Raw genomic sequence first — 22,386 nt, 5'->3', positions numbered from 1 at the left:
GTCCGATATTAAAAATTGTTTGGCTTAAATCAAGCCTATCTGCTCGATTTCTGCTTTGCACCGACGACCGAGACTTTCGGGCGGTGAAGACGGGACCGGACCAGAATCTCTGCCGGGCTCTTCTCGCGACCGCCGCGACCGCCGCGACCGCCTCTCCGCTGTCCGCCTCTCCGCTGGCCACCGTGGGCCTCGCTGGCCTGATCGACCTTTTTAAGGTTGATTCCGGCCTTGAACCGCTGATTTGGCCCTGGCTTCTTCAGTTCCCCTTCCTTTGCCGGTACAAGCCTGAGCTGACCCTTCGCGCCCTTGACCTGTACCCATGAGGTAATTCCTGTCTTTCCCATGAATCGAACTCCTTATGGTATTATGCAGGTGCAGGAATAAAGGTAGCGCCTCTGCCCCCTCATCCTCACCCCTGCCTCTTCAGTTCTTCACGGAGAAGGGCGCTGACGACCTTACCGTCCACCGATCCCCGGACCTGCTCCATCACGATCCCCATCAGCGGACCGAGCGCGCCCATCCCCCGTTCTGCGACAAACTCCTTTCGTTCGCCCACGATCCTCGAAACAATCCCGGCAAGTTCGTCCTTCGATATAGATGGACCGAGCGCTTTGAGAGCCGAATCGAGGGATGTTCCGCCGGCGAGCGCCCGAAGAAGGTCCCCGATCGCCTCCTTCGCGGCCTTCCCGTCCTCGATGGCGTGGAGCACAGCAAGCACCTGATCGTCCCCGATTCGGTCGATCGCCACGCCGTCACGGGAGAGCTCCTTCAGCGTCGAGAGGAGGGTCCGCGCCGAAAGGGTCGGCTTCAACCCCTCGTCGACCGCCTGTTCAAAGAGCGGCAGCCGCTCGGAGAAGGCGATCTGACGGGCCAGCCCGGCATCCAGGTCGAGGTCCCGATGAAACCGCTCTGCCCGTGATGAGAGGAGTTCGGGGATACAGACCTGGTCCCAGGTCTCTGCGGTGATCGGCACCGGGAGCACATCGGTCTCCGGGTACATCCGTGCGGCCCCGGGCAGCGGGCGCATGTACGCACTCGACCCCTCTTCGAGCATCTTCCGGGTCTCTTCGGGGACCCCGAGGAACGCCATCTCTGCCCGCTTGATCACCTGCCGGACCGCACAGGTCGCCTTCTTTTTATCTGCTGCGACCAGCACCACGGCGTCCTGCTCGCCGGCCTTCATCCGCTCGATCAGGGCTGCCTTCTCTTCGGCGGTGACTCCATAGGCCGGCAGTTCATCGGTGTGGAAAATTCCGCCGACCCCGCATTTCTTCGCATAGTCGGAGAGCTCTGAGCCGAGCCGGCGACCAGGCTGGATCTCATGCCCGACAAGCCCGCCGAACCCGAAGAGCCTGATCGCGAGGATCACCTTCGCCTTCTTGAGGATCGACGAGTCGGTCTGTTTGAAGAGGGCAGTCACGTCCTCGACCACCGGATCGATCGAGGCGTTTCGCTCGATCAGGGTATCCCGAATCCAGAGAAGCTGCTGCTGCCGCTGCACCTCGCACCGCACAACCTCGGCAATCAGGTCCAGTTCCTGCACGCCCTTGATCTCCACCCTGGCCCCCTCTGGGATCGAGATGTTGATGTCCTGTCGGATCGTCCCGATCCCCCGCTTCACCTGCCCGGTGGACCGGAGCACCATCCCGATGTACGCGGCCACCTCGGCCACCTCATCAGGGGTGTGCATACACGGCGATGTGGTGATCTCCACCAGCGGGATCCCGAGCCGATCGAGAGAGAAGATGGGCCCTTCGACCCGCTGAGCGGCCTCCTCCTCCAGACAGAGGCTCTCGATACTCCCGCCGTTCGGAAGAGTCCCATCGATCGCCACAAGTCCGGTCCGCTGGAACCCGCTCGTATTGGAACCGTCAATCACCAGCTTGCGCATGATGTGCACCTGCGGGATCGGCGTCATCCCAAAGAGTTTGGCGATCGTTAGCCCGAGATCGAGCGCCTCCTGGTTCAGGGGCGCCGGCGGTTCGTCATCGTTCTCGACCAGGCAGGTGGTGTCGTAGGCATAGTAGGTGAAAAACCGGGCCTGCTTCATCTCCTCCTCGGCGGCCCGGTCGATCTCGCCCATCTCACTCTCGGTAGCCCGGAGGTACCGCCGGAACTCTCCGTTGTGTTCGTCGACTGCACGAACCCTTGTCGGGCAGTTGCAGAAGAGTTTGTGGGCGGTGTCCAGCTGCTGGTGGATCTCGATCCCCGCCTTCAGCCCGATCGCCTTATAATCCATGTGCAGACCTCCCTGGCGCCTCGCCACGCAGATCCATAGTCATCATCATCCTCGCCTTCTCCTCATCCTTCTCCTGTCCGAGCACCCACATCAGTTTCACCAGCGCCACCTCGGGGAGGAGCGTCCCCCCCTCGACCACACCGATCTTCAGCAGGTCCCGACCGGTATCATAAACCCGATCGCAGACCCGACCGGACAGACACTGCGAGGTCATCACGATGGTGGTCCCGTCCTCGATCATCGAACCGAGCTGCCGGAACCAGGTGGTCGAGACATGCCCGAGGCCGGTCCCTGAGAGAACCAGCCCCCGGTAACCATCATATGCCGCCAGAATGTCCGGGGAGAGGCCGGGAACGAACTGGAGCAGCCCGCATCGTTCCTCCAGCCGGTCAGCGAGCTCCGGCTCGATCGGCTGTCGCCGGACCGCGTCGGCGGTCAGGTTTACCTCGAGGGACGGGTATGCGATGGTCCCGATCGGAGAACTGCCGATCGACTGGAATGCGTCCCGCCTGGATGTGTGCATCTTGCGCACCCGTGTCGCCCGGTGGATCGCACAGAAGTCGTCCGAACTGGTCTGGTGCATCACGACCGCCACCTCGCCGAGATCGCTGACCGCGGCCCTGGCACTGCAGAGTCCGTTCATCAGATTGTCACTGCTCGGGCGGTCGGCAGACCGCTGCGAGCCGACGAAGACGACCGGTACCGGGGTTTTAAGCATGAAACTGACTGCTGCCGCAGAGTAGGCCATCGTGTCGGTTCCGTGGGTGACGATCACCCCCTCTGCCCCGTCCTTGATCTCCTGATAGATAGCCCGGGCCAGTTCCTGCCAGAGCGAGGGAGTCATGTTCTCAGAGAGGATCGAGGCGAGCTGCACCGTCCGGTACTGTCCGATCGAGCCGAGCCCCGGGATCGCCCGCATCAACTCGGCGGCCGTGAACTGACTGGTCACGGCCCCGGTCCGGTAATCGATCTTGCTGGCGATTGTCCCCCCAGTGGAGACGATCGAGAGGTGTGGCAGCGACCTGTCCTGGTCGACCAGGATCTGTTCGGGTTGTTCGATGGACGTGGCCGGCTCAAGCATCTGGCAGGACGCTGGTGGCACACCGATATTATACCCACTGTCCAGTTTCAGGACGCGCATCCCGTCCCGTTCGGTGATATAGGTTCCTTCGAGCCGGGAACCTGCATAGGTGCATACAACCCGGTCGCCGGTCTGCAGTCTTACTGATGGAATGTTTTCAGCCTCCGTGCTTCCTTGATGAGGGTGGTGATCGCGGTGGTCCGCCGGTATCGTTCTTCTGCGATAGCAGTCCTGCCGGCTTTTACGGACTCCTGCAGTGTTTCGATCGCAGTGCTGACAGATGCGACCGCTGGCCCACCGAGCACGGACCTGGCCTCGATCCCATGAACCGGGTCAAGAGCGGCCTGGACTTTCTCTTCAGTCAGGCCAAGGGCAGTGAGATCGATCGATTCGCCGGTCGCGGCCTTCTTCAGCGAGACAAGGGTCAGGCTCCCCGACCGGACGGCCCTGCCGACGATGTGGTGGGCGGTCCGGAACGGAAGACCGCACTCCCGAACCATCATATCAGCCAGCTCGGTGGCAGTCGAGAATCCCCGACCGGCCTCGGTCTCCATCCGCTCGGTGTTGAAGGTGGCGGTCGAAAGAGCCCCGGCCAGGATCCGAATCGATGCTCCCGCATCCCCGATCCCCTCCCAGAGGTGGGGGGTCAGTTGCTGCAGGTCGCGATTGTAACTCATTGGTAGGGCTTTCACGATCGAAAGCGCCGCCGTCGAGGCGCCAATCACCGATCCAGCCCGGGCCCGCATGATCTCTAGGGTGTCGGGGTTCTTCTTCTGCGGCATGATCGAACTGGTCGAGCAGTAGGCATCGTCGAGCTGGACAAACCGGACCAGCGACGACGACCAGAGGATCAGTTCCTCACAGCAGCGCGAGGCATTCACCATCAGGATCGCACAGTCGGCCAGCGCTTCGAGAGCGAAGTCCCGGGTCGAGACCGCATCCATCGAATTCTCAAGCACTCCAGAAAAGCCGAGCATCGTGGCCGTGAACTCCCGATCGATGGGATATCCGGTCGACGCAAATGCAGCTGCCCCAAGGGGCGACCGGTTCACCCGCTGGTAGGTCGACAGCAGTCGCTCCAGGTCCCGGCTGAAGGCCTGCGCATAGCTGAGCAGATGATGGGCCAGCGTGGTCGGCTGTGCATGCTGCAGGTGGGTGAATCCCGGCATCACTGAATGAGTATGTTCCCCGGCGAGCGAGACCAGCACCTCACAGAGACCGTTCACGGCATCCCCGATCACCAGCAGTTCCTCGCAGAGCCGGAGGCGCAGACAGGTCGCAACCTCGTCGTTTCGGGACCGGCCGATATGGAGCCGCCCGCCCTGTTCGATCCCGACCTCAGCGATCAGCAGCGATTCTATCCCTGCATGAATATCCTCGAACTGTTCATCGAACGCCTCTTCAGGGACCCCATCTGCCGAAAATCGGAGGAGGACATCCATCACAGCGGCGGCTGGTTCCGGTTCGATGATCCCCTGCCGGTACAGCATCAACAGGTGAGCAATATCCACCAGTACGTCTGCTTCTGCGATCCAGTGATCCGCATTCCGTGATGAGAGGAAGGCTGCAACCTCCCCTGATCGAACCCCACTCAGTCGTCCTTCCCGTACAACATCATGTATCATACCCAACGATACGCACCTCTCCTAATACTATACGCATGGTATCAAGAGACGATTAAAGGCACCTATCCCGATGGGACGAGCCATTACCCGGAAAAAATATCAGAGAGCACCTCCCAGGAACCCCTCTGTTGCTGCTGGACGAAAGATAGATAAAATTAGACAATTGTTTACAATAACAATAGATAATTATCCTTAAACGAGAAAAATTTTGGATAAAGAAGAAGCTATTAAATTAGTATGGATCGTATGGTACCGCATGGCACGTACAAAATTGCTTGTCATGGTGATCGCAGCGGTCATCGTGGCACTCATGGTTGCAGGGTGCACTACTACATCCCAGCAGAATGGAACCAAGACGAACAACACGACATCCGGGGTCACCGAGGTCGATCTCCTGTACAGCGGTGGGGTCGGTCCGATGCCGAATCTGCTCGCAATGAACCAGATCGACGGCTATATCGCCTGGCAACCGTTCGTCCAGATTGGACTCGATGCAAATATCGCGAAGCTGGTCTCCCTCTCGCAGAATTTCCCGCCCAACGCATCCTGGAACGATCACCCCTGCTGCGTCGTGACGGCACGGGATGACCTGATCGCAGCGCATCCCGACTTTGTGAACACGATGAGCGCCCTGACGATCCTTGGTGACCAGTATATTACCGACCATCAGGATGAATCCGCCGACATTATGGCAGACTGGCTGGCCGGCCGGGGTAATCTGACCTATGGTAATGTCTCCGTCGCCTCGGGCAGTGCGGTGAGTGGTGCGATCAAAAACGTGAAGTACACCACGACTCCCTCGGATTCCTGGAAGAACGGGACCCGTCAGTTCGTGACAGCCCAGAAATCTCTCGGCCTGCTCTCCGGGAAGCTCAACAACGCCACTCCAGACCAGGTGGACAATCTGCTCTTCAACTTCGGGCCGTACCAGAACGCGACAACGATGATCAGCCAGAACAAGTTTGTAACCCCTGCGAAGATCGACGGGCAGATCGGTGTCGGTTACCTGAAGGGTGACATGCACTCTGCCGGACTCCTGGTCGCGATCAAGAAGTGGCAGTACATGAGCGACACCTACGGCATCGCCCTCAAGCCCCAGGACCCAACCCAGTCCAAGCCCGATGTCTGCGATCTGATCGTGAACGGCCAAAAGGTGGCTGAGGTGAAACTGGTTTCAGCCGATGCCGGCCCGCAGTTGATGCAGCTGGAAGGTACCTCGAGCGTCCAGATGGGCTATGCAGGAGTACCACCTGCGATCGCAGCCATCGACACAGGAATGCCTATAAAAGTACTCATGCCAATCAATAATGAAGGATCAGGACTTGTTGCTGCTGCGTCTTCACCGGCAGGCGACTGGAACTCGTTCATTGGATGGGCACAGCAGCGCTCGACCGCAGGAAACCCGCTGAAGATCGCTGTACCGAGCAAGGGCTCGATCCAGGACGTAATGCTCCGGTTCGCCCTGAAGGACAGCGGCGTGGTGGTGAAAGAGGTCTAATGAGTTGGTTTTCAAAGTATAATTCAGAGAAACACGGAAACAGGTACCGGCGATGGCTGCTCAAAGCGGCCATGCCGATACTCCTGATCTTTTTATGGGAACTTGTTGCAATAGTGATCAACAATCAGTTCATCCTCCCGCGGCTGGAGTCGGTATTGATGGTGATCGCCAGCCCGTTCACCCCGATCCTCGGGACCGGGTCGCTGGTCGACAATGCAATCATCAGCCTTGAGCGGGTGATCGTCGGATTCGCAGTCGGATCGGTGATTGCAATCCCCCTCGGGATTGCGATGGGCAGGTGGGCGTTGGTCCATGACCTCTTCGACTCCCTGATCCAGATCTTCCGGCCGGTTCCACCACTGGCCTGGGTTCCGCTGGCCCTGGCCTGGTTTAAGATCGGGCTCACCTCAATGGTCTTCATCATCGCCCTCGGAACCTTCTTCCCGGTGTTGTTGAACACCCTCGACGGGGTCAGATCGGTGAAGAAGACCTGGATCGAGATGGCTGCGATCCTCGGAGCCAACGAACTGCAGATGCTGCGAACCGTGGTGCTGCCGGCAGCACTGCCGACGATCTGGACTGGTCTCCGAGTTGGATTCGGCATCGCATGGATGTGTGTGGTGGCCGCAGAGATGATGCCCGGCACGTCATCGGGGCTTGGTTACCTGATCCTCTACTCGTACAACTTCGGGCAGGTTCCGGTGATTATCGCCGGGATGATCGGTATCGGTGTGATCGGCCTCGGTGTCGACCTGCTCCTCGGCACGGTTGAGAAGCGGTGGTTTATGTGGAGGGAACTTGAACGATGAAACTCCAGGTAAAGAACGTAAATAAGGAGTTTATCACCGACCAGGGCGAACATATGACAGCCCTGCAGTCGATTGACCTGGAGATTAAAGAAGGCGAATTCATCTGTATCCTCGGCCCGTCCGGATGCGGGAAGACGACGCTGCTCCGAATTCTGGCCGGCCTGGAAACGCCGACCATCGGGGAGGTCCGGGTCGACGGCACGCTGGTTGAGGGTCCGAGCCGACAACTCGCAATGATCTTCCAGGATTATTCGCTGTACCCCTGGAGGCGCGTCATCGACAACACCGCCTTCGGGCTGGAACTGCAGGGGATCGGCAGGGAGGAGCGGTACAGGGTCGCCATGGAGTACCTGAAACTGGTTGGGCTGGAGGCCTTCGCCGACCGGTACCCGAACGAACTCTCCGGGGGGATGCGGCAGCGGGTGGCCGTGGCCAGGGCACTGGCCATCGACCCGGCCGTGATCCTGATGGACGAGCCGTTCGGGGCGCTCGACGCCCAGACCCGGAATACGATGCAGCAGGAACTGCTGGATATCTGGGCAGAGACGAAGAAGACGGTGGTCTTTGTGACTCACAGTGTCGACGAAGCCGTGTACATGGCAGACCGGATTGCGGTGCTCAGTTCACGCCCGGGGACGATCCGCGAGATCGTTCCGGTCGGGATGGACCGGCCCCGCGACCGGACCGACGTGGAGTTCGCGAAGGTGAGACGTTATGTGCTTGGTCTGATCGAGGAACGGGCACAAAGCCAGTAAGATTTAATACCCACAGTCTCCATTTTATAAAGCACGTTATTATAGCGAGGAGTTTTGAAATATGGTACGAAAACCAGGCAAAATGTATAGGAACCTTGCAAAGAAGGCATATACTCGCAGGAAATATATGGGAGGTGTGCCCGGCAGCAAGATTGTTCAGTTCGAGATGGGAAATCTGAGTCAGGAGTTTCCGGTCGAGATCTCGCTTGAAGTGCTCGAGTCCTGTCAGATCAGGCATACAGCCCTTGAGGCGGCGCGTATCGCGATCAACAGAAAGATGATGGACCAGGTCGGCAGGGCGAACTTCCACTTCAAGATCAGAACCTACCCGCACCACGTCCTCAGGGAGAACAAGCAGGCGACCGGGGCAGGGGCTGACCGTGTCTCGGAAGGAATGCGGATGGCCTTTGGAAAGGCAGTCGGGACTGCAGCCAGGGTTCAACCCAAGCAGAAAGTCTTCACCGTCTACACCAACGAGCAGTACATCGAAAAGTCAAAGGATGCACTGCGGCACGGTGGATACAAACTGCCGTCACCAGCCCGTCTGGTCATCGAGCGCGTTCCGGTGGATAATACCCAGTAATATTCTTTTTTCCCTGCCAGGCGGAACCTGGCGACGTGTGCATTCATGCCAGAGACAATATAAAGGGTGTCTGCACACTCTCTATACCAGAGATGAGGACGCCTCGTCCACTCAAAAATATGGACACATAAGAGAGATCAGATATGAATCAATCATCAGAAGTTGTGGTATACCGGCTCGGACCCTCATGCGACCTCGGCGATGTCGAAGAGGGTGCGATCTATCTAGGAAAGGTGCAGGGGTTTGCGAACTTCGGAACCTTTGTGATGCTCAGTGACCGGGTCAAGGGGCTCGTCCATAAGACCAATGTCAGGACCGAACACGCTGAACGGGATGAGATCCTGGTCAGAGTTAAGGCGATCCGGCCGAACGGGAACATCGATCTTGAAGAAGTGATCCTGCCGTCCTACGAGGTGAAGTCCGTCACGCGGACCGTCACCGTCACCAGACTCGCAGACCTTGGAAACCGAATCGGAAGGACCGTGACGGTGATGGGCGAGATCGCCCAGATCAAGCAGACCTCCGGGCCGACGATCTTCACCGTCGTCGACGAATCCGGGAGCGAGAACGCAGCGGCGTTCGTCGAAGCCGGGGTCAGGGCGTACCCGGAGGTAGAACTCGGATCCCTGGTCCAGCTCGAAGGCCAGGTCATGCAGCGGAACAACCAGTTGCAGATCGAAGTCAGGGCGATCTCGGTACTCACCGGAGACGAGGCCGCTGAGGTGACCGAACGGATCGAGCAGGCGCTCGATGCCCGGGCAGAGCCCGAAGAGATCCCCTTGATGGTCGAGAGCGAAGTCATGACCGAACTTCGGCCTGAGATGCGACGGATTGCAAAGGCCATCAGGCGTGCAATCTTCACTTCTCAACCGATCGTGCTCCGCCACCATGCAGATGCGGACGGGATCTGCTCGGCCGTAGCCATCGAACAGGCCGTCGTCTCGCTGATCAAGCAGAGCGGCGGAGACTTCGATGCCGACTACTTCCTCTTCAAGCGTGCCCCATCTAAGGCGCCGTTCTACGAGATTGAGGACATCACTCGGGACCTCGACTTTGCCCTGAAGGACAACATCAGGTATGGGCAGAAGATGCCGCTGATCCTGCTGACCGACAACGGGTCGACCGAGGAGGACGAACCGGCGCTGAAGCTGGCGAAGGTCTTCGGGCTCGAGGTGCTGGTCGTCGACCACCACCACCCGGACGCCGTGATCGATCAGTACCTGATCGGACATGTGAACCCCTACCATGCCGGCGGAGACTTCGGAATCACAGCCGGGATGCTCGGGACCGAGATCGCACGGCTGATCAATCCGTCAGTGGAGTCGTTGATCCGCCACCTGCCGGCGATTGCCGGGGTCGGGGACCGGAGCGAAGCCCCCGAACGACAGCGGTACCTGGACCTGATCAAGGAGCAGTACAGCGAGGATGACTGCAAGGCGATGGCCCTGGCCCTCGACTACGAACAGTTCTGGCTCCGGTTCAACGACGGCCGCGAACTGATCAAGGAGATCCTGGACCTGACCGGCAAGAACGAGCGGCACACCGAGTTCGTGCGGCTGCTGGTCGAAGGGGCGAACGCTGCCATTGAGGACCAGATGTCCGCGACGATGCCACATGTTCGGGAGCAGACCCTCTCAAACGGGGCCAACCTATTCCTGCTCGATGTAGAGATCCATGCCCACAAGTTCACGTTCCCGCCGCCCGGCAAGACCTCGGGCGAGGTACACGACCGGCTCTGCAAGCAACATGCCGGCGAACCGGTGGTCACGATCGGATTCGGGCCGGACTTTGCCGTGCTCAGATCCAAGGGTGTGCTGATGAACATCCCGCGGATGGTCAGGGAACTCCGGACCGAGATCAGCGGCGGCGGGATCAGCGGCGGCGGCCACCTGGTCGTCGGCTCGATCAAATTCGTCGAAGGGATGCGGGACCAGGTCCTCGAAGGGCTGATCGCGAAGATCGCCGAGGCCGAGGTCGAGTGACTGCATAACCCACTCTCTTCTTCAATTTTAGATGTCTGCTGGATCTCTGCCGGCAGGTTCCATCGGATCTTTGAAATAGTGATCGATGAGAATGGAATCCAGGGATTGTAGTTTGAATGTATCACTACGCATAGTGCGTGGAGTAAATTCATCCCCTGGACGGGACACACCATGAGAACCATGGATCCGAGTGGAGAGGAGAATCTCTACCGGTTCGGCCCGATGGGGATCTCGATCGCATTCAAACGCCCCGATCTCTTTGTCTGGTCCCGACGGAACAATACCGAGGTCGTCCTGACCAGCCGGTGTCTCTACGGGCGGGGAACGATGCCCTAGTTCGCGAAAATCTTCTACAGGGGAGAAACGCCTGTCTTCGATATCCCAATACAGGCGATCATCGCCATCGAACCCGTCGACTTCCTGGCCAACCGAGCCGTCTGGATCCGGTACCTGAACCAGATCGGGGAGAAGGAGGTCTCGATCATCGGGGCCCCCCTCTGCCACAACCATATCGCCCGTCTCATGGATCTCCTTCGTCCGCTGGTGATGGGGAGAGGCTGAAACAGGAACGCCGAAACAGGGCCAGCTGAGGTTGAAACGAACTCTTATACATTAGTATTATGTCGACCGGTACTGACCTGCCGGTACGATAATCTCAAATCGAGCCCCTGTGCCGACTTCTCCGGTCTCTTTAATGGTGATTCCGGTAATATCGAGAATCTCCCGGGAGATGGCCAGGCCGAAACCAGTGTTCTTCCCATACCCCAGATCAAAAATCTTCTCCTTCTCATCGGTGGCTACCCCAACACCGTCATCTTCGCATACAATGATCCGATCCTCACCTCGTTCCTCTAAAGAGAACCGGATTGTTGTGATAGTACCGCCATGACGCAGGGCGTTATCCACCAGATTGAAGAAGATCTTTACAATCATCGGATCGGCGTACATATCCATGTTGGTAGGAAGATCATTTTTGAGCGTGACCAGTTCAGCCACCGCATCCACCCCCGCTTTATCCACCAAGGTCCGGATATCCTGCCATGTCGGGGCATGCACACCGATCTTCTCGTATTCTCCAGTGAACTGGATCAGATTCGCGATCTGGTTGCTCGCAGCAGTGATATGGGAAAGAAAATTCTCAAAGGAAGGGATAGGTGCTTCCATCTGTAACAGTTCAACAAACCCATCCAGTTTCAGGAGCTGATTCCTGATATCATGGCGGGTGATGTCTGAGAGCATGTTGAGTTTCCGGTTCGCCTGCTGAAACGTTTCCTCATCTCTCTTGCGATCGGTGATGTCCTGATTTGCGCCGTATAATCGGGTTATTTTTGTTCTTGGATCTTTCATAAACCCAATTCGTACCAGGATATGGCGAATTTCTCCATCCCTGCGGACGATACGGTGTTCAATCTTGACCTCTAAATCAGCATCAGGCACATCTCCATCGACTGGTGGCAGGGACTTAAGACACGCCGCGGCAACTGCATCCCGATCATCTGGGTGAACAAATTCCCGACGGTAGTGCTCCGGGGCCATCCGGTATCCTCCTTCCTGCTCCGCTGAAGTGCCGTACTGGGCATAAAAACGGTCATTGAAGATATATTGGTCAGTTCTGCTATCGTACTCCCAGTGAACCAGGTTAGTCAGGTCCATCGCCTCTTTGAGCATATGCTCGCTTTCCTTGAGCATACGGTCTATCTGGACACGCTCGATCTCAGCCGCGGCTTTCACTGCAATAATATCCATGATCTTCTGAATGGTCGGGGAGGGTGTGAGTGGACTGCGGGAGAGCGCACAGAGAATTCCGGATACATCACCTCTGGAATTCCGCAGGGGTGTCCCGATGTACCCGCGGATATTCAGGTCGACAAAATCCTTGCACTCCGGGAAGAGTCGTAGAGTATCATCCGGATAGATGCAGAACCCCCTCTCACAGACATTCTTGCAGGGGGTGCCTTTGAGCGAGTAGGAGAAGCCATGAACCTCCTCTCCGTCGAGCAGCATGGATAAAACCTTCACAGTCTCTCCGTCGGGCTGGATCTCTCCGATCATGACGCAATCGGTGCTCAACCAGGAGCAGAGATTCTCTGCGATCTTCTTCAGAGCGTCAAGCCCGGTTGAGTCCACCATGCTCCGGACCAGTGCCTGAACTGCAAGTTCGGTAGTTTTGTGTTCAGTGATGTCATCGACAGTCGAGAAAATGTATGGTTTTTCACCCATCAGGATAATACTTGAGGAGAACCTGCAGTCCCGGATCTCTCCAGATTTTACCCGGCATTTCAATTCCATGCCGAAGACCGTCCCCCGCTCCCGAAGGACGGAAACGAAGCGCTCGTATTCACTCCTGTCGACAAAGATCCCAAGATCCTCCGCCCTTCTGCCAACCACTTCGTCACGGGAATACCCCGTGCTTCTCAGGAAAGCCTCGTTGACATCACTAAAGATCCCTTCGACTGCGGATACGAGCGTGAGCGAGACCGGACTGTACTTGAAGAGCGTTGCGAATTTATTCTCTGATTCCCGCAGCATATCCTCAGCCCGTTTACTCTCCGTTATATCCCGGACAGAGACCAGCATTGCGGAAATATCCCCGAACGGGATCTTCTTACCGATACACTCAACCCAGACCTCCCCCTCTGTCTCCGTGATCAGTTTATAGTGAACAAGGTACGTATCGATACCCCGGGCAACCTGGCTGATATCCCGAAGTACGTCGGCCTGTGATTCGGGGACAATAAAATCCATCACGTTTCTCTTTTCGATCATCGCCTGAGAATCCGCAACCCCGATGATACTGCCGGCCGCTTTGTTTACAAAGAGCAGGTTACCCGAAAAGTCTATGATAACGATACCATCGAGGGAGAGATCGACAAGGGTTCGGTACTTCTCCTCGCTGATACGGAGCACATCTTCCTTTTTGCTCAGTTCGTCATAATTCTGTCGGAGTGCCTCTTCGGCCTTCCTGCTCTCGGTGATGTCACGGGCTACACCATAGAATCCAGTCAATGTGCCCTCACCGTCCATAATCCATGACATTCGGATCTCGATTATCAGATCTCTCCCGTTTCGGTCGAAACTGGGTACTACCAGGGGGGCAGAAGAACCCTCCGAAGAGACATACCCAGCCATCTCCCGCATAACAAACGGTATTGCGTCTTTTTGGACCAGATCGGTTACCGATCGTCCGATGATCTCTTCCGGCGTGTAGCCCATGATCGTGAAAACCCTGGGACTGATGTACCGGAATTTCCATTCACGGTCTATCTCCCAGATCATATCCGGCGAGGTCTCAATAAGCGAGCGGAACTTATTTTCATTCACCCGGAGTTCATCTTCAATTCTTCTCTGTTCAGAGATATCGACGATGACCCCGCGTAATCCAGTAAGTGTCTGATCCTGGTAAACCGGGGCTGCATAGATGATCACCGGGAATCTGCTGCCATCCCTCCGCAGGGCGATATATTCCCGTGGTTCAAAGATCATCCTTTTCAGGGCTTTTTGCATGTTGTCCACTATTATTGCATGCTGGGATGGATCGAAGAAGGAGATGGCATTTATGTTGTCTTTGAGATTCTGTTCGGTCAATCCCAGGACGGTAAGCGCATACCGGTTCGCATAGGTTACCCTAAAATTCAGATCTATTTCAAAGATCATCTGTGGGAGGAGTTCTGCAAGCTCGCGGTACTTCTCTTCACTCTCTATTAAGGCACCTTCCGCCAGTCTCTCCCTAGTTATATCCATCGCAGTCGAACCGATCCGGAATCCTTGATCGGTCTTGATCGTAAAAATGGTCTGTCGTGTGTAGATCCGACTGCCATCGGGACGCTCTACTTCAACAATTCGGGTTTCTTCAAAGATTGGAATGCCCGTCTCAAGCGAAGTATGAATCATTTGTTCAATCCCTGCACGGCGTTCTTCAGTACGGAACTCACGGGGGACTGTCCGAAAGGCCAGGTCCCATAAGGAACTCTCAAGAGCCTCTTCTTTTCGGATGCCGGTAATCTGTTCAGCTGCAGCATTCCACTCGATCAGTTTTCCCTCTTCATCCGCCAGGGTGACCGCTTCCTGGGTCGATTCGATGAATGAACGGAGCCGGGACTCGCTCTCTGCCAGTGCAACTGAAGATCGCTTCTGCTCGGTGATGTCCCTTCCGACGACCTGGTATTCTGCGAATTTACCCACCTTGTCGAAGAGGGCCCGGACCGACCAAGTTTGCCAGTACGTCGTATTGTCCCTGTCCTTGACCTGGTATTCGATATGATGTAATATTGGCGTTTTGGGGGTGAGTGATCTAAGAATAGTATCCATATTCTGATAATTCCCCACCTGCACGAGGTCGTGGATCTTCTCTCCCTCAATCTCGGTGAACCCCAGTATGGCATGATAATACTGATGAAAGGCTTCGTTGGCGAACGTGACCGTGCCATCAGCAGTGAAACGAACGATCATATCCGTCTGGTCGTTGACTATGGAGCGATACCGGTCCTCGCTCTTCCGCAGTTCCCGCTCCGCATCCCGCCGGCGTACAACCTGCCGAATCTTGTGGGATAACTCGGCGAACTGGGCCCGTGAGTCGCCGCCTTTCTGGAGATAGAAATCCGCACCGTTGTTGATCGCATCGATCACAACCTCTTCGCGGCCCCGGCCGGTGAAGAGGATGAACGGGATATCGCCAAACCGTTTCCGGACCGTTTTTAGAAATGCGATCCCGTCCATACCTGGCATCTGGTAGTCAGAGACGATGACATCCCACAACTGAATTGACGGGGAGGCCAGTGCTTCCTGTGCAGATAGGAAGGTTCCTATATGAAACTCCCCGGAACGTTCCAGGAATATCTTTCCAATTTCGAGGAGAGCCGGTTCGTCATCGACATAGAGGACTCTCACGCCATCTGCCATAATGTATCCATATCCGTATGGAAGTTTATATGTTTGGATATTCGAATATTACGTCATTTTTCATTGAAAATAACTGATTTTTGGGGATTTGGGTGAACAACAATTACCTCTGTCTGAATTACCGATGAATAAAGATTTGCTGGTTCATTCGCTCATACTTATTAATTCATAAAAATCCTTGAACAAGGATGATCTCGTATCGAAGGTACGTCAACCGGTATGGAGATACACGGTCAGATTCACCCATTCCCAGGATATTCCAGCCACCAGCGGAAGAAGATGAGGTTGTGTGAAATCGCACTTCGGCACCAACGTGTCACTTCTTGTGGATAAACTGAAGATCGTCGGAGTTCTTATATGCAGGTGGATAGGATGAAAAAGAGACTGGAGAGATTTATCCCGGTCTTCAGGCTGGCTGCCGACGTTCCGGATCGATTAAAAGGGGAGGTCAGATCTGATCCTGGTGACGCTCTGCCACCTGAGCCAACCCCAGGTCCCCTAATATTAACCTGCCCGGTCCCACAAAGGCTCGCGAATCCCTCCTGAAGGTGGGGTCGATCTCCTAGCCAGCAGGCGAATAGGCAGGGGGATTCAGACCGTGTGGTTGATGGTCTCAAGTAGATGACGGATATCGATCCAGATGATCAGTTCCGTGATATCTCTATCCTTAAACCGGGACTGCTTCTTGATGATACCGATGATATGGGTGTCTGCACTGGTCTCTGCGATGGCAGTTTTATCGACCTGAGCCAGGGAGAAGGTGGAGACTGAAGAGACGTCATCGACCATGATCCCGATCTTGGACTTTGTGATCTTATCATCGAGGACGATGACCCTGCAGTCCTCCTCATGCACTTCGGTCTCTTCCGGGATGTTCATCTGCTGTTTCAGATCGATGATCGTGGTGATCTCCCCTCGGAGATCGATGATCCCCTTGATGTAGGAAGGGGTGTTGGGGAGTTTGGTGATGGTGGTATATTCCACCACCTCCCGGACATCGAAGAGATCGATGGCGAAGTGTTCTCTTCCGAGCAGGAACTCCACCACCTGGACGCTCTCCGCAGCACTGGCCATCAATTCTCCTCGTGTATTTCCTCTCCAGGATTCTGGTTGATCCTCTTGAATGGAGTCAGTCATCGAAACCTCACCTTCTAGACTCTGAACCTGCCTATCCCCATGGAGACTTTATCGACGACTATATTCACGTTTTCAATGATCTTTCCGACTTCGTCGATCGCCGCCGAGGACTCCTCGCTGGCTGCTGCTGCATCCCCTGCATCGCTGGCCGTTCCGTCCACCAGGGAACTCACCTCATGAACACTGGCCGTGATCTCCTCGACGGTGGCTGCCTGCTCTTCGGAGGCGCTTGCAACCTCTTCGACCGAGCGGGTGATCTTCTCAATATCACCGACAATTCTGTTGAAGATGTTCAAAGTCTCAGAGAGGACCGCTGACCCCTCACCGACCTCTTTTGAGGCGGATGCGGTCGCCTGTGCGGCCAGTTCTGACTTGTGCTGGAGACCGCCGATCATCTCGGCGATTGATTCTGCTGAGGTCCTCGACTCCTGGGCGAGGGACTTCACCTCCGCGGCGACCACGGCGAACCCACGGCCGGCATCGCCGGCCCGGGCGGCCTCGATGGCTGCGTTCAGGGCGAGCAGGTTGGTCTGGTTGGCCAGGTCCGAGATCAGGCCGACGATCTTTCCGATCTTCTGCATCTCGACCTTGATCTCGCCGATGATCTGGTCAACCTCCGTGGTGGATCGGGTGATCCCGACCATCCCCTGTTCGGCCTTCCGTGCGAGCTCGGCCCCGTCCTTGGAGAGGGTGTTCGCACCGTTTGCAAGGGTGGCTACAGACTCGCTGCTGGCGGTCACTTCCTCGACGGCGGCAGAGAGGTCCTCCATCGCCTTGAGCACCTGTTCGAGACCCTGATTCCCTTTCTCGGCGTTGGAACTGACCTTGCCGGCACTTTCAGCGACCTGCTGTGCACCTGAGATCACTTCCTCAATGCTGGCGTTCGCCTCCTCTGCCGAGGCTGCAAGATCGGTCACCTGGACGCTGATCTCTCCGATTGCAGCCGAGATCGAGATCCCAATATTGTCCAGGGCATCCCTGAATTTGATAAAGTCTCCGGCTACTTTGAGATTCTTGTCGGTCCTAGCCTTGTAGTTGTACTGGGAGAACTCGTTCGCGACCCGCATCGCCTCGTTGACCGGCTCGATCACGGCATCGAGCGTCTTATTGAATCCCTCGATGATCTTCCGGAAGTCACCCTGATGTTTTGTTGCATCGGCCCTGATCGCGAGTTTTCCTTCGACTGCCGCACCTGAGAGCATCTCTGTATCGGCGACGAGCGCATTGATGTTATCCTTAAGGAGCATCAGCCACTCATGGACCTGGTCATGTTCAGACGACTTATTTATATTCGCGGTGAGATCACCATTGGCAATTTTTGTGATAAATGCGATCAGGTCATTCAACCATGCATGGACGCCATTGATCGCGTCCTTCATCTTCTGATGATCGCCAGAGCACTCGATCTCCATACGTTCGCTCAGGTCACCGCCCCGGATCTGGCACAGGACTTTGTTACCCGCCTCGATTGGGAGAATGATCGCATCAAGTGTATCATTGAATCCTTCGATGATCCGTTTGAAGTCTCCCTTGTGTCTGGATGCATCTGCACGAACCGAAAGGTTTCCTTTTACCGTTGATTCGGTGAGCTGGATCCCGTCGTTGATAAGTGTGCTGACAGCCTGCTGCACCTGTTGCAGACTCTCGTTCATCTTCAAAAAGTCGGCATGCTCTGCCAGGGTGAACTCGTCGACCTGCCTGACGTCGAGGTTAAAATTGAGGTTCCCCTCTGCGAGCAGGGAGAGGTTCGCGGCCATCCGGTCCACTTCGGCCCTGGTGAAGTCTCTGACCGCAAGGATCGAGGTGAGATCCTGCACGACTTCAACATACCCGATATGAACGCCTTTTTTGTCATTGAGGAATGAAGTGGCCTGCTTGAAACTCCTCCCGCCCCAGTCGAAGTAACTCTCAGGAACCCCCTTCTGCAGCTGCCGGATCCCACAATTATCCGTGTTACAGATCGTCGCGTTGGCCGTGAAACAGGGCATCCCCATGCTCGAATCACGGTCCTTAATTGCTCCCTGGTCTATCAGCACCTTCTCAAAGGCTGAATTCATCAGTGTCCACTTCATCTCCATATCGGTGACGTGAATCGGGAACGGCACCGCGTCGATGATCGCTTTGTACCAGGTGTTCTTCTCGACGAAGATGTCAAGAAGGCTGTTGATCTCTTCGGCCATCTTCTTGAAGTCGCCGGTGTGGATGGTGAGATCCGTCCGTGCCAGGAGGTCCCCGCTCTTCACCTTTTCAGTGACCTGGACAATATCGGTGACTGCTTTTTTCTGTCCGGTCACGTCAGAGAAGTATTCGATCGCACCGATCACTCTCCCAGTGCTATCGGTCATCGGTACTCCGGTCCCGTCGATGATCCTCTCACCGAGGGTGATTTCGCAGTGATGGGGGATCCCTTTCTCCATCGCAATTCTGCATGGGCACTCCGGGGTGTTGCAGGCCCCTGACCGATAAATATCGGAACATCGTTTACCGATGACATCTTCCCGTTTCTTTCCAATCAGCGTTGCTGCAGCCTCATTAATAGAGGTGATCGTATACGTGGTATCGATGATATGAAGTGGGATCGGCAGTTGATTGACCCCGGCTGAGAGGAACTCAAACTGTTGTGCCTTTTCTTTTGTTGTATCAAGTTCATTAGTACACTGTTGAAAATCCATGTTTTCTGCCTCATTCAATGATTACTTCTCCATTTCCAGTATCTCTTAATAGGTGAAGGGATAGTGCCGGGCTGACTATCTCAGTTTTTCAGCAAGATATTAGCAGCTTTGCACTACTGGATGGTTTACTAAAAATATTTAATCAAATAAAATTTATTTACTAAATAGATAAATTTTTTTTCTGTGAATCTTATAATTGAGTTATTGTCTGACATGACCTAAATAGTAATTAGAATTGGGCAAATTTTACCCAATCATTCAAGGCTAATGGACGATTTTTAATTATGGCAGCACTGCGGTTCAATTAACCAAACCATAAAATGACGACCATGGTACCCCTTCCCTCATGGCAGTCCATGAAGAAAGAGATCCTTATAACAGTTCAGGGTTTCCCGGTCACAGACGACCAGAACTCACCCTCACGGCCGGCCCCCGAGGTCTGGTACTGCTTCTGGATGTGCAGTTGATCGAGAAACTGGGACACTTCGACCGCGAACGGATTCCGGAACGGGTCTTCCATGCCAGAGGGGCCGGCACACCGGGCTATTTCCAGGTCCATTCAAGCATGGCGAAATACACTCGAGCGTACTTCCTCCCGAACCCCGGTGAGAAAAACCCAGTCCTCGCCCGATTTTCATAGTGTTTAGGGGACGCGACTCTGCAGACACGCTGCGGGATCCGCGAAGTGACCGTGAAGTTCTACACCTGGGAAAGAACTTATGGTCTCGTCAGAAACAACCTCCCGACCTTCTTCATCCGCGACACAATCAAGTTCCCGGATATGCTTCACACGTTCAAGCCCGCACCTGACACCAACATCCTGACTAGTTTCTCGGCGAACAACCGGTTCTGGGACTTCATCTCGCCGACACCCGAGTCGACAGATATAATCATCCGGCTCTTCTCAGACCGCGGCATCGTGAAGAGTTCCCGGAATATGAAGGGAGTTGGGGTGAACACGTACATCTGGATGAACACCGGGGGAGAAGGGAATCCTTGTTAAGTATCACTGGAAACCAGATGCAGGGATCAAAATGATCGATCGTCACGAGGCCGCACGGTTCACAGACGAGGACCCTTACATCGCCCCCGCGATCTTCACGATACGATCGCCATGGGAGGGATTGTCGGGTATGAACTGATGATGCAGGCGATGGAGTTTGCCGACGAAGAGACCCAGACGTTCGATCCCCTCGATGCAACCAGAACCGAGCCAGAGGAGAAGTACCCCCTGATGCCAGTTAGCAGGATAGTACTGAACAGAAACCCAGACAACTACTTTGCCGAGGTCGGGCAGGCTGCATTCTGCTCGGCATTCCTGATCCTCGGGATAGAACTATCTGCAGATCCCAGTCAAACCCATCCAATGATCGAGGTGAAAGATAATCAGAGGGATGGCGCCATGCAGTACACGACCGGGATCAGTGGGGCATTCTACGACGAGCCCAACACTCTCGGGGGCAAAATTCCAATGAAAATAGGGGGAGGCCCGCCTCATTCAGCGGTCGCCCAAAAAAGGTGCGATGCAAAGAAAGATCGCACAGATCAACAACTTCAAGCAGATCTGGGAGCGGTATCGCTCGCTCTCCATACAGGATCAGGAGACCAGATCGACAACGTCATCAGCTCACTGGCCCACACAACGGAGCGAGAACAAGCCAGGAGAAATTGGTCTTCTGAAGAGGAGAAAAGGTTGAGGGAGAAGAACAGGTCAGAAGACCCCTCTCCGGTGAAGCACCGCATAGATCGAGGCCATATTCTCAAAGTCGATCGGGTCGTCGAGATCACCCGTCCGGATCATCTCGTCGAGGGCAGCTCGCAGTTCATCGTCGTCCATCCGTGCAAATATACAGGTGTCCGCCGACTCCGGGTAGAGAAGGGCGTGGATTCGGAGCGACTCCTTCACTACCGGGGAGATGACAGCTTGTGGTGTCGACCTGGGGGTTCGAGATGAATTGAAGTCTTCATCGTGCCGATCCGCCACCTGCTCCTCCTCGTCCGGAACTTCACAGATCAGTTCAAGCAACGAGAGGACCATGTTCAGGGCCCCGGATTCATAGAGGGCGTCCTCGACATCACACCGTTCGATTGCCTGTTCCTGCCGATCACAGAAGACCAGAGCGTTCTCTTTCAAGAGTTCGACCAGATCGGGGAGATTGACCCCCACTTTGATCGCACCGAGCCTGTCAATCAGCGCCTCGCACGCTTCCCTGGTCATGAATGGATTATTTCTGGTCAATGACCTCGTCTCCTGTAAGAATCTCTGAAGAGATCGGCAGGGGATCCAGATAAGGGCTTCGCTGACCGATCTGAAAAACGGTGCGAGCGGTGTCGTGAGACCTCGTCACTGACGGACCTGATCAATTTACCTGCACCATCCCTCTGCCTCAGACATCCACCTCTCCCTGCGACTATAAGAAGTACAGTACCAGGAAACTAATACGACAGGAGATGATTTCAGACACGACTTAAAAAAAGTGAGAGTGGGATTACGACCTGCGCAATGCGACCAGCCGTGCAGAGAGGAGGAGCACTGCTCCAAGGACGAGCACAGCCCACCCCCACTGGAACGAGAGACCGGAACTGGCCGTCGCCGACCCGATCCCTGCAAAAGTTGAATTGATCCGCCAGAATACAAAACCGATCAGAAAGAGGGTGACGGCCCCAAGGACCTGAAGCTCGCGGAACCACTTCAATGCCCCGAGCAGCAGCGCCCCGATCCCAAACCCGATGAAGAGGACCCCCATCCCGGCGTCGGTGTTGAAGGTCGACACCGGGGCTGTGGCGAACTGCATCATCGGGGTGAAGGTGCCGACGATCAGCAGCAGCCCCCCAAAGGACCCGATCAACGACGGAAGCCAGGGTCCGATCCCGGCAGCAGAAAACCTTTTCTCAGATAGTACTGGACTCACCGGCTCGACCGCGGGCACCGACCGGACGACTGGTTCCGGGGTCGGCTCAGGCACTGATTCATGTACCTGTCCAAAAACCGGTGTGATGATGGGCGTCGATGCCAGTTTGGGGACCGGTTCAGGAGGAGAGGAGGTGGGGGGGACCACAGGCTCATATGGGATAACAGGATCTGACTCATGCACCTGCACAGGTT

The 22,386-nt window shown here is 55.8% G+C and carries 17 protein-coding genes and 1 pseudogene; 8 read left to right on the top strand and 10 right to left on the bottom strand.

What is annotated here, in order from left to right:
* Positions 1-35: 35 nt before the first annotated feature.
* The 4 genes from MPAL_RS05405 to argH all read right to left on the bottom strand — a co-directional run bounded on the left by MPAL_RS05405 (position 36) and on the right by argH (position 4,945).
* The gene (locus MPAL_RS05405; protein ID WP_012617746.1) at positions 36-344 is read right to left on the bottom strand and encodes a DUF5350 domain-containing protein; all 309 of its coding nucleotides are present in this window, start codon (positions 342-344) and stop codon (positions 36-38) included.
* A 65-nt stretch (positions 345-409) separates the two neighbouring features.
* Positions 410-2,239: a Glu-tRNA(Gln) amidotransferase subunit GatE gene (gene gatE, locus MPAL_RS05400; RefSeq protein WP_012617745.1), complete on the bottom strand. Its 1,830-nt coding sequence runs from the start codon at positions 2,237-2,239 to the stop codon at positions 410-412.
* The gene (gatD, locus tag MPAL_RS05395; protein WP_394295844.1) at positions 2,229-3,398 is read right to left on the bottom strand and encodes a Glu-tRNA(Gln) amidotransferase subunit GatD; all 1,170 of its coding nucleotides are present in this window, start codon (positions 3,396-3,398) and stop codon (positions 2,229-2,231) included. Before gatD ends, gatE begins: the two co-directional genes overlap by 11 nt.
* 62 nt (positions 3,399-3,460) lie before the next feature.
* Positions 3,461-4,945: an argininosuccinate lyase gene (gene argH / locus MPAL_RS05390; protein WP_012617743.1), complete on the bottom strand. Its 1,485-nt coding sequence runs from the start codon at positions 4,943-4,945 to the stop codon at positions 3,461-3,463.
* 256 nt (positions 4,946-5,201) lie between these two features.
* Between argH and MPAL_RS05385 the strand changes: the two genes are divergently transcribed.
* The 6 genes from MPAL_RS05385 (at position 5,202) to MPAL_RS16200 (ending at position 10,908) form a co-directional block, all read left to right on the top strand.
* The gene (locus MPAL_RS05385) at positions 5,202-6,443 is read left to right on the top strand and encodes an ABC transporter substrate-binding protein (RefSeq protein WP_012617742.1); all 1,242 of its coding nucleotides are present in this window, start codon (positions 5,202-5,204) and stop codon (positions 6,441-6,443) included.
* Entirely contained in the window at positions 6,443-7,252 is an 810-nt protein-coding gene (locus tag MPAL_RS05380) for an ABC transporter permease (protein WP_012617741.1), read from the top strand. Before MPAL_RS05385 ends, MPAL_RS05380 begins: the two co-directional genes overlap by 1 nt.
* A complete protein-coding gene (locus tag MPAL_RS05375; RefSeq protein ID WP_012617740.1) occupies positions 7,249-8,007 on the top strand; it encodes an ABC transporter ATP-binding protein in 759 nt (252 codons plus the stop codon). Before MPAL_RS05380 ends, MPAL_RS05375 begins: the two co-directional genes overlap by 4 nt.
* A 61-nt stretch (positions 8,008-8,068) precedes the next feature.
* The gene (locus MPAL_RS05370) at positions 8,069-8,590 is read left to right on the top strand and encodes a 50S ribosomal protein L16 (RefSeq protein ID WP_012617739.1); all 522 of its coding nucleotides are present in this window, start codon (positions 8,069-8,071) and stop codon (positions 8,588-8,590) included.
* 143 nt (positions 8,591-8,733) lie between these two features.
* Entirely contained in the window at positions 8,734-10,572 is a 1,839-nt protein-coding gene (locus MPAL_RS05365) for a DHH family phosphoesterase (protein ID WP_012617738.1), read from the top strand.
* 180 nt (positions 10,573-10,752) lie between these two features.
* Entirely contained in the window at positions 10,753-10,908 is a 156-nt protein-coding gene (locus MPAL_RS16200) for a hypothetical protein (RefSeq protein WP_158303634.1), read from the top strand.
* 14 nt (positions 10,909-10,922) lie between these two features.
* Here the strand turns inward: MPAL_RS16200 and MPAL_RS16195 are convergent, their stop codons facing one another.
* The 4 genes from MPAL_RS16195 to MPAL_RS05350 all read right to left on the bottom strand — a co-directional run bounded on the left by MPAL_RS16195 (position 10,923) and on the right by MPAL_RS05350 (position 19,280).
* Positions 10,923-11,096 (bottom strand): hypothetical protein, encoded by a 174-nt coding sequence (locus MPAL_RS16195; RefSeq protein ID WP_012617736.1) that lies wholly within the window; start codon positions 11,094-11,096, stop codon positions 10,923-10,925.
* Positions 11,097-11,190: 94 nt separating this feature from the next.
* Positions 11,191-15,471: a PAS domain S-box protein gene (locus tag MPAL_RS14340; RefSeq protein WP_012617735.1), complete on the bottom strand. Its 4,281-nt coding sequence runs from the start codon at positions 15,469-15,471 to the stop codon at positions 11,191-11,193.
* A gap of 591 nt (positions 15,472-16,062) precedes the next feature.
* Positions 16,063-16,545: a chemotaxis protein CheW gene (locus MPAL_RS05355; protein ID WP_012617734.1), complete on the bottom strand. Its 483-nt coding sequence runs from the start codon at positions 16,543-16,545 to the stop codon at positions 16,063-16,065.
* A 77-nt stretch (positions 16,546-16,622) separates the two neighbouring features.
* A complete protein-coding gene (locus tag MPAL_RS05350) occupies positions 16,623-19,280 on the bottom strand; it encodes a methyl-accepting chemotaxis protein (RefSeq protein WP_012617733.1) in 2,658 nt (885 codons plus the stop codon).
* Between the two features lie 346 nt (positions 19,281-19,626).
* Here MPAL_RS05350 and MPAL_RS16850 point away from each other — a divergent pair.
* Positions 19,627-20,580: pseudogene (locus tag MPAL_RS16850) on the top strand (catalase); the annotation flags it as partial.
* A 223-nt stretch (positions 20,581-20,803) separates the two neighbouring features.
* A complete protein-coding gene (locus MPAL_RS16845; protein WP_236610500.1) occupies positions 20,804-20,977 on the top strand; it encodes a hypothetical protein in 174 nt (57 codons plus the stop codon).
* Positions 20,978-20,991: 14 nt separating this feature from the next.
* On the opposite strand, the gene MPAL_RS16840 is transcribed toward MPAL_RS16845, so the two are convergent.
* Positions 20,992-21,519, bottom strand: coding sequence for an orotidine 5'-phosphate decarboxylase (locus tag MPAL_RS16840; protein WP_236610499.1), 528 nt, complete (start codon positions 21,517-21,519; stop codon positions 20,992-20,994).
* Between the two features lie 250 nt (positions 21,520-21,769).
* The gene (locus MPAL_RS15735; RefSeq protein ID WP_148208149.1) at positions 21,770-22,381 is read right to left on the bottom strand and encodes a hypothetical protein; all 612 of its coding nucleotides are present in this window, start codon (positions 22,379-22,381) and stop codon (positions 21,770-21,772) included.
* Positions 22,382-22,386: the final 5 nt, after the last annotated feature.

This window comes from Methanosphaerula palustris E1-9c (assembly GCF_000021965.1).
GTDB classification, from domain to species: domain Archaea; phylum Halobacteriota; class Methanomicrobia; order Methanomicrobiales; family Methanospirillaceae; genus Methanosphaerula; species Methanosphaerula palustris.
This window is presented reverse-complemented; position numbering and strand designations above follow the sequence as displayed.

Excerpts from the sequence above, each read along its gene's own strand:
- MPAL_RS05405 (WP_012617746.1), bottom strand. The coding sequence starts at position 344 with ATGGGAAAGACAGGAATTACCTCATGGGTACAGGTCAAGGGCGCGAAG.
- gatE (WP_012617745.1), bottom strand. The coding sequence starts at position 2,239 with ATGGATTATAAGGCGATCGGGCTGAAGGCGGGGATCGAGATCCACCAG.
- argH (WP_012617743.1), bottom strand. The coding sequence starts at position 4,945 with ATGATACATGATGTTGTACGGGAAGGACGACTGAGTGGGGTTCGATCA.
- MPAL_RS05385 (WP_012617742.1), top strand. The coding sequence starts at position 5,202 with ATGGCACGTACAAAATTGCTTGTCATGGTGATCGCAGCGGTCATCGTG.
- MPAL_RS05380 (WP_012617741.1), top strand. The coding sequence starts at position 6,443 with ATGAGTTGGTTTTCAAAGTATAATTCAGAGAAACACGGAAACAGGTAC.
- MPAL_RS05375 (WP_012617740.1), top strand. The coding sequence starts at position 7,249 with ATGAAACTCCAGGTAAAGAACGTAAATAAGGAGTTTATCACCGACCAG.
- MPAL_RS05370 (WP_012617739.1), top strand. The coding sequence starts at position 8,069 with ATGGTACGAAAACCAGGCAAAATGTATAGGAACCTTGCAAAGAAGGCA.
- MPAL_RS05365 (WP_012617738.1), top strand. The coding sequence starts at position 8,734 with ATGAATCAATCATCAGAAGTTGTGGTATACCGGCTCGGACCCTCATGC.
- MPAL_RS16200 (WP_158303634.1), top strand. The coding sequence starts at position 10,753 with ATGGATCCGAGTGGAGAGGAGAATCTCTACCGGTTCGGCCCGATGGGG.
- MPAL_RS16195 (WP_012617736.1), bottom strand. The coding sequence starts at position 11,096 with ATGAGACGGGCGATATGGTTGTGGCAGAGGGGGGCCCCGATGATCGAG.
- MPAL_RS14340 (WP_012617735.1), bottom strand. The coding sequence starts at position 15,471 with ATGGCAGATGGCGTGAGAGTCCTCTATGTCGATGACGAACCGGCTCTC.
- MPAL_RS05355 (WP_012617734.1), bottom strand. The coding sequence starts at position 16,545 with ATGGCCAGTGCTGCGGAGAGCGTCCAGGTGGTGGAGTTCCTGCTCGGA.
- MPAL_RS05350 (WP_012617733.1), bottom strand. The coding sequence starts at position 19,280 with ATGGATTTTCAACAGTGTACTAATGAACTTGATACAACAAAAGAAAAG.
- MPAL_RS16845 (WP_236610500.1), top strand. The coding sequence starts at position 20,804 with ATGCAAAGAAAGATCGCACAGATCAACAACTTCAAGCAGATCTGGGAG.